Source organism: Bacteroides sp., from assembly GCA_036351255.1.
GTDB lineage: Bacteria > Bacteroidota > Bacteroidia > Bacteroidales > UBA7960 > UBA7960.
In genome coordinates this window covers 1-11,270 of sequence record JAZBOS010000114.1, presented here as the reverse complement: position 1 = coordinate 11,270, position 11,270 = coordinate 1, and the positions used below count along the sequence as shown (strand labels likewise).

The window sequence follows — 11,270 nt, the reverse complement described above, 5'->3', positions numbered from 1 at the left end:
GGGTTAGGGATAAAGGATTAGTGTTTAGTGTTTAGGGGTTAAGGATCAAGAGTCAGGGTTATGGGATAAAGGGCTTGGGATCAAAAGGGCGCTTTCTTTAGGTTCTCTTTTCTCTTTTTAATGATTGCAGTTAACAATTTCATCAGCTCAACCGCATCTGCATATAAACCTTCGAAAGCGCTCTGATCAATCAGATCGGTTTCCTTCAACAATTCAATCCAATAGAGGGTTTCATTGCATTCCTTTTGTGCAATTGACATTTTATGAATGAAATCCAGCCCGCTCTCGGCATATTCAGCCTCACGAATAAGGGCGCCAATGGCAGTACCTGATCTCAAAACTTCTTTTGAAATAACGAATTCATTGTTTTCCCTTAGAGAACGGTACAAACTCACGACACGAATCGCAAAATTCAGGCTTTTTGTTTTGGATACACCTTCCTTCATTTAGATGTATGTTCCCAATATTTCAAACAATCAAAATATGATTTCTTTCCTAATCACTTATCCCTCAACACTAAACCCTAATCACTGACCACTATTTTTCAACTGGCAAGGGTTTGTCGATCTGTTCGTGCCAGGGCAGTCCAAATTTGGGCAGGGCTTCCATAAATGGATCCGGGTCGAATTGTTCGACATTGAAGACTCCTTTGCCTGTCCATTTTCCTGTAAGGGCCATCATGGCGCCAATCATAGCGGGCACGCCAGTTGTATAGCTGATGCCCTGGGCTTTCACATCGCGATAGGCTGCTGCATGCTCTGTATTGTTCCACACGTAATAGGTGCGTTCCTTTCCATCCTTAATGCCACGGATCTGGCAACCGATGGAAGTCTGCCCCTTGTAACCCTCGCCCAGGGAAGCGGGTTCGGGCAGCACAGCTTTCAGAAACTCGAGAGGAACAATATCCAGACCCTTGAAGTTAATGGGCTTGATGCTGGTCATCCCAACGTCCTGCAGCACATTCAAGTAGGTGATATATTGTTTGCCAAAGGTCATCCAGAAACGAGCCCGTTTGAGTGTAGGGAAGTGTTTCACCAGCGATTCGAGTTCCTCGTGATAAAGCAGGTATGAGTCTTTGGGGCCAATCTCAGGATAATCAATGGGCTTATTGATTTCAAGGGGTTGGGTTTCGACCCATTGACCATTTTCCCAATAGCGTCCGTTCTGGGTGATCTCACGAATGTTGATCTCGGGGTTGAAGTTGGTGGCAAAAGCCTTGCCGTGATCGCCGGCATTGCAATCAACAATGTCAAGATAATGGATCTCGTCGAAATAATGCTTGGCGGCATAAGCGGTAAAGACGCCCGTCACACCGGGGTCGAAGCCACAGCCCAGGATAGCCAGCAGGCCGGCATCCTTGAAGCGCTCCTGATAGGCCCACTGCCAGCTATACTCAAATTTGGCCACATCTTTTGGCTCGTAGTTGGCAGTATCAAGATAGTGGGTCTTGGTTTCCAGACATGCTTCCATGATGGTTAGGTCCTGATAGGGCAAGGCTACATTGATTACCATGTCAGGCTTGAACTTGTTGATCAGTTCCACCAGTTCAGGTACATTGTCGGCATCTACCTGTGCGGTTTTCACACGGTCGCCTCCAATGTCGCGGGCAATCTGGTCGCATTTTTCAAGGGTGCGGCTGGCCAGCATGATATCCGTGAATACTTCGGGTACGGCTGCACATTTGCGGGTGACCACGCTTCCTACCCCGCCTGCTCCAATAATCAATACTTTGCTCATAATATGGTGTGATTTGGTTTAACTTTCAATGCCCTTCAGATAAGCAAAAATAAGAAATTAGGCATTAAGCGCCGTTAAATTTTAATTCTTTGGGACGGGTCGAAAACGAAAGTTTACAGGCAGTCTGCCCTTATTAGCTGTTTCCGGGGAAAATTAGATATCATCCCATAAAAAATCGCAAAGCATTCAACCTTTTCCCTTTTTTCCTGAAAATGCCTTAATAATAAAGGCTGCGGGCAGGGGCAGGTATCAAAAATTGTTTAACTTTAAGGGCTTTCATTCTTTTCCTGTACAAAGCGTTGATTTCTATGGTACTCTACAAAGTATTTGTATACGGATCGCTGAAAAAGCGGCAAACCCAGAAAGATCTTTTTGGGCTGCAGCCCCCGGTATTCTCAAAGGCCATCCTGAAGGACTGGGTCTTTATTAAAAATAAGGAATACCCTTACATTAAGCCCTCAGAAGGAAAATCTGTGGAAGGCGTAGTTCTGCAGTTAAGCACTGAACAACTGGAGCAGGCAGACCGTTGGGAGGAAGTACCCGAAATTTACCAGCGGGAAAAGGTAACAGTGCGGACTACTGACGGCAGTTTTTTTAACGTATGGGCTTACACCCGCCGCAACGCAGAATAAGCCTTTTCAGGCTTGCTTTAACTTACACCCCAGGTTTCACGGTCCAGACTGCGATAATGTATGGCCTCTGCCAGGTGCTCGGGCAAAACAGAAGGCTTCCCATCCAGGTCAGCAATGGTTCGTGAGACCTTTAGGATACGATCGTAAGCCCTGGCTGACAATCCCAGTTTTTCCATAGCTGTCTTTAATAAAAGACTTCCAGCCTTGTCGATCTGGCAAAACTCGCGCAGGAGCTTGGTGTTGATCTGTGCATTACAGTAAATGCCATCAAAAGATTTATAGCGTTCGGCCTGAATCTCCCTGGCCTTAATCACCCTGTCGCGGATCTGGGCGCTTTTCTCGGAGGCTTGCAATTCGCTCAGTTCCTTGAAAGGCACCGGAGTAACTTCCACATGAATGTCAATTCGGTCGAGCAGTGGGCCGGAGATGCGATTCAGGTATTTCTGGACCACTCCCGGTGCACAGACGCAGTCCTTCTCGGGATGATTGTAATAGCCACAGGGACAAGGATTCATACTCGCAACGAGCATAAAACTCGCAGGATACTGGACACTGAACTTGGCGCGGCTCACCGTCATCACGCGGTCTTCCAGGGGCTGGCGAAGAACCTCCAGAACGGTGCGTTTAAACTCGGGCAACTCATCGAGAAACAGCACTCCATTGTGAGCCAGGCTGATCTCGCCTGGTTGTGGAAAAGAACCACCCCCTACCAGGGCAACGTCCGAGATGGTGTGGTGAGGTGCCCGGAATGGCCTGACGGACAGCAGGGAGGCATTCTTTCCCAGGCGGCCTGCAACGCTGTGTATCTTGGTGGTCTCGAGGGCCTCCTTAAGGGTCGGCGGGGGAAGGATGCCTGGCAAGCGCTTGGCCAGCATGGTCTTGCCTGAGCCGGGAGGACCGATCATAAGCAGGTTATGGCCGCCCGCAGCAGCTACCTCAAAGGCCCGCTTGATGTTTTCCTGTCCCTTGACATCCGAAAAATCGAATTCATAATCATTAAGTTTGGAGAAGAACTCTTCCCGGGTGTTGACTTCGGTTTTCTCAAGCTGGGTATCCCCATTGAAAAAGTCGATCACCTGCCTGATATTCTCCACTCCGTAAACATCCAGATTATTCACCACAGCTGCTTCACGGGCATTGTGTTCTGGAAGGAAAAACCCCCGGAAGTTTTCCTCCCGGGCTTTTATTGCAATCGGAAGCGCACCCTTAATAGGCTGCAGGCTTCCATCGAGCGACAACTCACCCATGATGACATATTCCCCTACCTTTTCGGCCGCTATCTGACCGCTGGCAGCCAGGATTCCGATGGCAATGGTCAGGTCATAAGCCGAGCCTTCCTTTCGAATGTCGGCAGGAGCCATATTGACCACGATACGTTTCCCAGGGATTTTAAGTCCCTGATGCTTCAGGGCCGTTTCAATGCGCTGGTGGCTTTCCTTGACTGCACTGTCAGGCAGGCCCACCATAAAAAAATTCACCCCCTGGCCCACGTCTACCTCAACGGTTATCGTGGTGGCGCTAACCCCGTGAACAGCGCTCCCGAATGTTTTGACCAGCATATGCCTATATTTTTTTCAGGATTTAAAAATACATCTTTTTGTAAAGAAATAAAAAGAATTAAATGCAAGATATATGTATTTAAAGATTGATATAATTTCATATATCGACAAAGCTGCCCAAATGCTTGCACTTTCAGGTCTCTCCATTGTTAATGTTTCCTTCTGATAGGGCAAAAGAATGCCAATCGAACAAAAGGTTTTTAAGAAAAATGCTATACTATTGCGCCTCGCCAGTTACAAAAAAAGGGCCCGAAGGCCCCCTGGTATATTAAAAGAAACAGCTCTTATTTGACGGCAATGCAGCTGATCTCCACGTCCACAAACATTGGGAGAGCGCCCACCTGGACCGTCTCACGGGCTGGGGGATCGGCTTTAAAGAAACTTCCGTAGATTTCGTTGACCTTGGGAAAGTCTTTCATATCCGAGAGGAAAATGCTGGTTTTTACCACATTGGAAAAATCCATTCCAGCAGCTTTCAGGATGTTTTCCAGGTTTTTCATCACCTGTTTGGCCTGTACGGTCACATCGCCCTCCACCACTTTACCAATGGCGGGGTCAATGCCAATCTGTCCTGAAACGTAAAGCGTTCCATTGACCATTACAGCCTGGTTATAAGGGCCGATGGGTGCAGGCGCATTCGGGGTATTGATAATGGTTTTCATAAAAAGATATTTTGAAAGTGAATAGCTGTAGGTATTTAGGCAAATGTAATGATTTAATCAGATTTAAGAAAAGAGCTGTTTTAATAAGGTCAATTCAGGTAATTTACATTATTTTGTACACTTGAATCAATGGGTTCATATCCTAACTACTATTTATGTATTTAAATTGGTTTGATTTTTAATCCCTGAAATGAAAATCCTGATCCTCGACAATTACGACTCTTTTACCTACAACCTGTTTCACATTGTTGAGGACCTGCTTTCGGATGAGGATATCCTGGAGGTTTACCGCAACGACCAGATCAACCTGGAGGATGTGGATAAATACAACAAAATTATTATCTCACCTGGTCCAGGTCTGCCTGAGGAAGCGGGTATCACCTGTGATGTTATCAAAAGTTTTGCAGGCACAAAAAGCATTCTTGGCGTTTGCCTGGGGCATCAGGCCATTGCAGAGATATTTGGCGGCCGGTTACAAAACCTCGACGAGGTTTTGCACGGGGTATCCATCCCCACCAAAGTGCTGAAGCCTGATGCCCTGCTGTTCAGGGATTGTCCTGAGCTATTTAATACGGGGCGCTATCATTCGTGGGTGCCCGACAAAAAAACTTTCCCCCAATGCCTGGAAATCACAGCGATTGATCCCTCAGGCAATATTATGGGCCTGCAACACAAAAACCTGGATGTTCACGGGGTGCAGTTTCATCCTGAGAGTGTGATGACGCCAGTGGGGAGGAAGATTTTGAGGAATTGGGTGGGGAAATAAGTGTTGTCATTTTTGCCAGGTTGTCTTGGTTTTTGAGGTTGTCGAAGTTGTCAATGTTGTCTTTGTTGTCTTTGTTGTCATTGCTATCAGTTTGAAGATGTTTTTGTTTTTTGTAAGTTCTGGATGGTTTTCATTTTTTCAAAGTGAATGGTCAATATTCTAAAAAGGACATGGATTCAAAGCTTAAGTCATATAAGGACCTTGAGATTTATCAGAAAGCATTTGATCTGGCAGTTAAAATCAGAGAAAAAACTTTAAAGCTTCCCAGTCCCGACCGGTATGAGGTTGGCGGGCAAATCAGGCGTTCATCTCAATCCACAAAAGACAACATTGTTGAAGGGTACGGGCGCAAAAGATATAAATCTGATTTTATTAAATTTCTTGTATTTAGTCACTCGTCCAACCTTGAAGCCAAATCACAAGCTGAGTTTATCCATTTAGCATATCCTGAAGAAGGCTGGGATTCCATTGCACAAGAACTGGATTCGCTGGGAATAAAAATTCACCATTTTTTATGCTATGTTGAAAAAAACTGGAAAACCTGATTCCTGTCATCTCTGACAACTTCGACAACCATTTTTTGACAACAAAGATAATCCGCTGGTCAGCGGACCAACCCAGACAACCCGACAACAATGACAACCTGACAACAATGAGAACCCTTCTTACTCCTGAAAATACACCCTTTTCACCCGCTGTGATATTGAGGTAAGCACCTCGTAAGGAATGGTATTCAATGCCTTTGCCATTTCCGTAACAGGCAGTTGTGCACCAAAGATGATGACTTCATCCCCTTCTTTTACATCCAGGCCTGAGACATCAATGGCGCACATATCCATGCTTATGTTCCCCACAATGGGAGCTTTTTGTCCTTTGACCAACAAGTGGCCGGCTCCATTGCTCAACTGACGGTTTAGTCCATCGGCATAACCTACGGGAACAATGGCAATCTCCATTTCTTCCTGTGATCTGGCGGCACGGCTGTAGCCAATGCTTTCTCCGGGCGGGATGCGCTTCACCTGGGAAACCACCGAACGGAATGTGCTCACGTGTTGAAGCAGTCCCTGAAGGGCAGGCTCTGCAGAAACACCATACAGGCCTATCCCCAGACGAACCATGTCAAATTGGGACGCCGGAAAACGGGTGATGGCAGCTGAGTTGTTAATGTGTTGCAGGAAATCATACCCAACGCTATTCCGGATCTTTTGGCTCATTTCCTGGAAGTCCCTGATCTGCTTTTGGGTAAAATCATCGTGAGCCGATTCATCACTTGCCGCCATATGGGAGAATACGGAAGCAACCTTAATTTGAGGATTCTCAGCCAACCCTGCAATCAATGCATCGAGCTCTTCAGGAAGAAAACCCAGGCGGTGCATACCGGTATCCATCTTCAGGTGAACAGGAAAGGGATTTTCAGCGTTAACCCCTTCAAATTCCCTGGAGGCCATGGCCAGCTTGTGAAGAAGCTTCAGGCTGTATACTTCCGGCTCAAGGCGGAATTTTTGCAGGACCCCGAAGTTGTAAACCTCTGGATTCATCACCACAATTGGAATATGGATACCCCCTTTGCGAAGGTCCTTGCCCTCATCGGCATAGGCCACTGCCAGGTAATCAGCGTGGTAATACTGCAGCACCCCTGCCACCTCAACGCTGCCGCTGCCGTATGAAAAGGCTTTCACCATCGCCATCACTTTCACCCCGGGGTTCAGGAATGAACGAAAAACATTGAGGTTATGCACCAGGGCATCAAGGTTCACCTCCAGAATGGTCTGGTGATCCTTTTGCTGCAACAGGTTGCTGATACGTTCAAAGCCAAATACCCTGGCACCCTTCAGCAAAATAGCCTCATGACTGAATGCTGAGGGATCAAAATTTCGAAGGAAATCTCCTGTTGTTTCAAAGAAGCGGGCGTTCGCATCAAAATAATCCTTGCAGTCCACAAGTCCCTGGCCAATGCCGATGAAACGCCCCACTCCCCTTGCTTTAATCATGGCAGCGACCTCGGCATATAATGATACCGGAGGCATCCCCGTTTGCAGGATATCCGACAGGATCAGCGTTTTTTTAGGAAGCCTTGTCTGGCTGTTCAGGAAATCGAGGGCGATGGACAGGGCGTACAGGTCATTGTTATAGCTGTCGTTGATAACCAGGCAATTGTTGATGCCTTCCTTCATTTCCATACGCATGGCTACAGGCTGCAACTGGGGCATCTTTTCACTGATCCACCCATTGCTAAACCCCTTAAAGCAAAGAAAAGCCATGCAGTGAAGCGCGTTCTCAATAGAAGCCTGATCGGTGAAAGGAATGGTAAAATCAAAGGATTTATCTTTGTATTCCAAACGGATATGTGTGGAAGCATCCTTCCTTCTTAAAGCGCTGACATATATATCCGCCCCAGGTTTCAGTGACCACGAAAACAATTGCACCCCAGGATGTCCAGCCTGCCACTTTCGGATATAGTGATCGAGTTCAGCATGATCACGGCAATAGACAAGCGATTTGGCGTTACTAAACAGCTTAAGTTTCTCACGGATTTTGCTTTCCCTGGCGGGAAAACCTTCATCATGGGCAGGCCCTATATTGGTAAAAATGCCAGTCTGCGGGGCGAGCATACGTTCAAGCTTCTCCATTTCGCCGGGCTGAGAAATCCCGGCCTCAAAGATCCCCAGCCGGTGTTCTTCCTCTATCTGCCATAAAGAGAGTGGGACACCCAGTTGAGAGTTGTAGCTGCGGGGGTTTCGCACCACGGGCATTTTTTCGGAAAGCAGCTGAAAAAGCCACTCTTTCACGATGGTCTTCCCGTTGCTGCCCGTGATAGCCACCACCGACAAAGGAAAAGCAGCACGGTGTGCAGCAGCTAATTGCTGCAGGGCTTCCAGCGTGTCCTTAACCAGGATGAATACTGCCTCCCTGCGCATCGGGAAATCTTCAGCCGGCAGATTCGACACCAAAAAACAGCGCAGCCCGCGTTCAAACAAAGAGCCTATGTATTGGTGTCCATCATTCTTGGGCGTCACGATGGCCACGAAAAGGGTGGTTGCAGGTGAAAGTAACCTGCGGCTATCGGTGAGTAAATGCCTGATTGAAACATCCGGCGGGGAAGCGCCATAAAGCTGTCCCCCGGCCATTTCACAAAGTCTTGTCAACTTGTATGCAGGCATGGAAAGCGTTCAAAAAAATTTAATCCCCGTTCTCAGGAAGCTCTTTTAAGGCATTGCGATCGCTGTCGGTATCGGCATCGAGGGAAGAGGCCGACAAAGGATTGGCTGTGACCTCTTCATACATATGACGGTTCCTGACCACATCGATGGCCAGGTAAACCGACTCACGGAAAGCATCCGGCGAGGCTTCGTTCCTGCCAGCAATATTATAAGCGGTACCATGGGCTGGGCTGGTACGCACATAGGGCAAGCCTGCCGTAAAATTCACGCCACTCTTAAAGGATAACGCCTTGAAAGGAATTAAGCCCTGATCGTGATACATGGCAAGAATCCCATCAAACTGGCTGAAGGCCGCAGAGCCAAAGAACCCATCGGCAGGATAAGGCCCAAAAACCAGCATGCCTTCATCAAAGGCTTGCTGAATGGCCGGAATGATCACCTGCTGTTCTTCAATGCCTATAACGCCCTTGTCGCCGGCGTGAGGATTCAGCCCCAGGATCGCGATACGGGGCTTCCTGATACCGAAATCACGGGTAAGCGATTGATGCATCAGACGGGTTTTCTTTAGTATAAGTTCTTTGGAAATCATCCCGGGAACCTCTGAAAGGGGTACGTGACCCGTGATGACCCCTATACGCATATGATGGCTAACCATCAGCATCAGGCTCTCGCTGACCCCGAACTTCTTCGACAAGTATTCCGTGTGTCCGGGAAATTGAAAAGCCTCGCTTTGGATATTCTGTTTGTTGATGGGCGCGGTAACCAGGGCATCGATATGCCCTCTCTTCAGGTCTTCGGTGGCAGCCTCCAGGGCAAGATAAGCCACTTCACCGGCAATATCCGTGCATTGTCCAAGGTCGATCTTGATCTCCTGAGGGTAAATATTGACCAGGTTAGCTTTACCCTCCTGGGCAAACTCAGCCGATTTTACAATGTTGAAATTGAAGTCGTGCAAATCAATGGCTTTGCGGTGATAACTAGCCACTTTCGAAGAACCATATACAATAGGGGTAAAAAATTCAAGCACCCTGACATCCGCCAGGGTTTTCATTATAACCTCATATCCTATGCCATTCACATCTCCATGGGTAATCCCAACGCGGATGGAGGCCTGCTTTTCGAGTTCGTTTTCCATAAAACCTTTCCAGATAATTTTTCTCAAAGATACTTATAATCGGCAAGCCAATCAGTTCCCAAGGATAAACTCTGCATAACCAACCTTGCCATCCTCTCCAACCCCTTGGATAATAATTCGGTATTGGGTTACCCCAGGAATAGGACGGAACTGAAAGTTTGCAATCCCCTCTTCACCGGACTGCAATTGAGGAGCCCAAAAAAGAGTCTTCACGGTATTGATGGTGTCAAAAGCTGCTATGCTTTCCGGTTCACTCATAAATGCTTTTGGTACATGCAACCCATTGATCAGGAACATACTGGAGGTTAAAAGTTCAGCCTGAAAGTCACGGCGTTTGGAGTAGGCGGCCAGGGCCCCGGCAGCCCCCCGGGCCCCAAAGGCAGCTGTGCTGGCTCCCTTGAAAATCTCGATTCGCTCCACATCCCTGGGATGTAAACTTAAAAATGCACCCTCACTTTCAACACCATCTACAAAAAACAGCGGGGCACTTTGATAATTAATGCTGGTTGCGCCCCGAATCGTAATAAACCCTGAAGGGGAAATACTCAAACCAATAGCCTTATCTCTCAGCACATCAAGAATGGAAGAATACGGTTCAATATCATTGATATAAATGGTCTGATCGGGGGTGCCATACAGTTGTTCTCCCCTTTCAGGGGAAACGCCTCTCCGGGTGCCCCTTGGACGGCTCCACTCCTTCCCTCTTTCAGTAATTTGCTGCATCAGGGTATTTGCATTGGGCACATAAAGTAATGGATCAATTCCCGGATCAATCCTTCCCGTGGAATCCAGCAACACTTCAGGTAATTGCCTTCCCGCAATCATGGGTGGGATAATTTCAACCATGGTAACATCAAAAAGGGGAAGCCCCTTAAAAAGAAACTTGCCCTCGCCGTCTGTCTTGCTCTGATAAGTCTGAGAAGGGTTTTCCACTAACCGTAACCTGACTTCTGCATTGGCCACTCCAAGTTGATCCTGTTTACCGACCAGGGTCCCGCTCACATCTATTCCATATGAAGGATTGGATTCAATATCAGGCATTGTGGCGCCCAGCAACCCTGACCAGGAAAAACGTTGCCAGGTCTGGGTCAGCATAAGCATATCAACCATAGCTTCAGGATCATCCTGGCTGTAATCGAAATATTGTGCTGGTTCTTCTACCCTGCCATTCAAGTCGGAGCCCAAGAGAAGGTTGCTGAATATATTATCAAAGCGGGTTCTTTCCCCGACATCACCATATTGAACGGCAACCGAGTAATTGCCTGCCAGTGGATTTCCCTCCTCATCGCTGGCCAGCACATCAATGCTCAGGGCGGTTTCCTCCCCCGATCGCAACACCCTGGCTTGCATATCAAAATAAACCTGGTCATCGTGATTGACAAAAAGCAGTCTTTCCGCTTGCGGAATTCCTTCTGCTGAGAATAATACCAGTTGCGCAATGCCAGAAGGAAAAATGTTAAGGGGAATTCTGAAGGTTGCCGTTCTTTCACCACCCGGTGTTTGCTCAAAAAACAACGATTCTCCCTTTGATTGGGCCAGCAGTGAAGCGTTTGCTAATTCACGCGTGCCTGTAATATTGACTTCAAGTTCCTCATCCCCCATTTCAGCCCTGAGCACG

General features: G+C 47.6%; 10 protein-coding genes. 3 read left to right on the top strand and 7 right to left on the bottom strand.

All coding sequences use genetic code 11. The annotated features are described in order from the left end of the window. Window positions 1-80: 80 nt before the first annotated feature. Together V2I46_11355 and V2I46_11350 are read right to left on the bottom strand one after the other, a co-directional pair. Window positions 81-446, bottom strand: a complete 366-nt coding sequence (locus tag V2I46_11355) for a four helix bundle protein (GenBank protein MEE4178093.1) — start codon at window positions 444-446, stop codon at window positions 81-83. 91 nt (window positions 447-537) lie between these two features. After that, a complete protein-coding gene (locus tag V2I46_11350; GenBank protein ID MEE4178092.1) occupies window positions 538-1,737 on the bottom strand; it encodes a saccharopine dehydrogenase family protein in 1,200 nt (399 codons plus the stop codon). 308 nt (window positions 1,738-2,045) lie between these two features. Between V2I46_11350 and V2I46_11345 the strand changes: the two genes are divergently transcribed. Next, window positions 2,046-2,369 carry a gamma-glutamylcyclotransferase family protein gene (locus V2I46_11345; protein ID MEE4178091.1) on the top strand — a complete coding sequence of 108 codons (324 nt, stop codon included), beginning with the start codon at window positions 2,046-2,048 and terminating at the stop codon, window positions 2,367-2,369. 17 nt (window positions 2,370-2,386) lie between these two features. On the opposite strand, the gene V2I46_11340 is transcribed toward V2I46_11345, so the two are convergent. Beyond that, the gene (locus V2I46_11340; GenBank protein ID MEE4178090.1) at window positions 2,387-3,928 is read right to left on the bottom strand and encodes a YifB family Mg chelatase-like AAA ATPase; all 1,542 of its coding nucleotides are present in this window, start codon (window positions 3,926-3,928) and stop codon (window positions 2,387-2,389) included. A 284-nt stretch (window positions 3,929-4,212) separates the two neighbouring features. Beyond that, window positions 4,213-4,590 (bottom strand): RidA family protein, encoded by a 378-nt coding sequence (locus V2I46_11335; GenBank protein MEE4178089.1) that lies wholly within the window; start codon window positions 4,588-4,590, stop codon window positions 4,213-4,215. A 190-nt stretch (window positions 4,591-4,780) separates the two neighbouring features. Here V2I46_11335 and V2I46_11330 point away from each other — a divergent pair, with 190 nt between their 5' ends. Both V2I46_11330 and V2I46_11325 read left to right on the top strand, forming a co-directional pair. Further along, on the top strand, window positions 4,781-5,356 hold the full coding sequence (locus V2I46_11330) for an aminodeoxychorismate/anthranilate synthase component II (protein MEE4178088.1): 576 nt from the start codon (window positions 4,781-4,783) through the stop codon (window positions 5,354-5,356). Between the two features lie 143 nt (window positions 5,357-5,499). Beyond that, window positions 5,500-5,901 (top strand): four helix bundle protein, encoded by a 402-nt coding sequence (locus V2I46_11325; GenBank protein ID MEE4178087.1) that lies wholly within the window; start codon window positions 5,500-5,502, stop codon window positions 5,899-5,901. Between the two features lie 120 nt (window positions 5,902-6,021). On the opposite strand, the gene V2I46_11320 is transcribed toward V2I46_11325, so the two are convergent. The 3 genes from V2I46_11320 to V2I46_11310 all read right to left on the bottom strand — a co-directional run. Beyond that, window positions 6,022-8,517: a bifunctional UDP-N-acetylmuramoyl-tripeptide:D-alanyl-D-alanine ligase/alanine racemase gene (locus tag V2I46_11320; protein ID MEE4178086.1), complete on the bottom strand. Its 2,496-nt coding sequence runs from the start codon at window positions 8,515-8,517 to the stop codon at window positions 6,022-6,024. 19 nt (window positions 8,518-8,536) lie between these two features. Beyond that, the gene (gene pdxA / locus V2I46_11315) at window positions 8,537-9,652 is read right to left on the bottom strand and encodes a 4-hydroxythreonine-4-phosphate dehydrogenase PdxA (protein ID MEE4178085.1); all 1,116 of its coding nucleotides are present in this window, start codon (window positions 9,650-9,652) and stop codon (window positions 8,537-8,539) included. Between the two features lie 51 nt (window positions 9,653-9,703). Further along, window positions 9,704-11,270 (bottom strand): TonB-dependent receptor plug domain-containing protein (locus V2I46_11310; GenBank protein ID MEE4178084.1); only part of this gene is annotated, 1,567 nt, incomplete at its 5' end.

Bases quoted from the DNA above. Each gene is read 5' to 3' on its own strand.
- V2I46_11355 (MEE4178093.1), bottom strand. From the start codon at position 446: ATGAAGGAAGGTGTATCCAAAACAAAAAGCCTGAATTTTGCGATTCGT.
- V2I46_11350 (MEE4178092.1), bottom strand. From the start codon at position 1,737: ATGAGCAAAGTATTGATTATTGGAGCAGGCGGGGTAGGAAGCGTGGTC.
- V2I46_11345 (MEE4178091.1), top strand. From the start codon at position 2,046: ATGGTACTCTACAAAGTATTTGTATACGGATCGCTGAAAAAGCGGCAA.
- V2I46_11340 (MEE4178090.1), bottom strand. From the start codon at position 3,928: ATGCTGGTCAAAACATTCGGGAGCGCTGTTCACGGGGTTAGCGCCACC.
- V2I46_11335 (MEE4178089.1), bottom strand. From the start codon at position 4,590: ATGAAAACCATTATCAATACCCCGAATGCGCCTGCACCCATCGGCCCT.
- V2I46_11330 (MEE4178088.1), top strand. From the start codon at position 4,781: ATGAAAATCCTGATCCTCGACAATTACGACTCTTTTACCTACAACCTG.
- V2I46_11320 (MEE4178086.1), bottom strand. From the start codon at position 8,517: ATGCCTGCATACAAGTTGACAAGACTTTGTGAAATGGCCGGGGGACAG.
- pdxA (MEE4178085.1), bottom strand. From the start codon at position 9,652: ATGGAAAACGAACTCGAAAAGCAGGCCTCCATCCGCGTTGGGATTACC.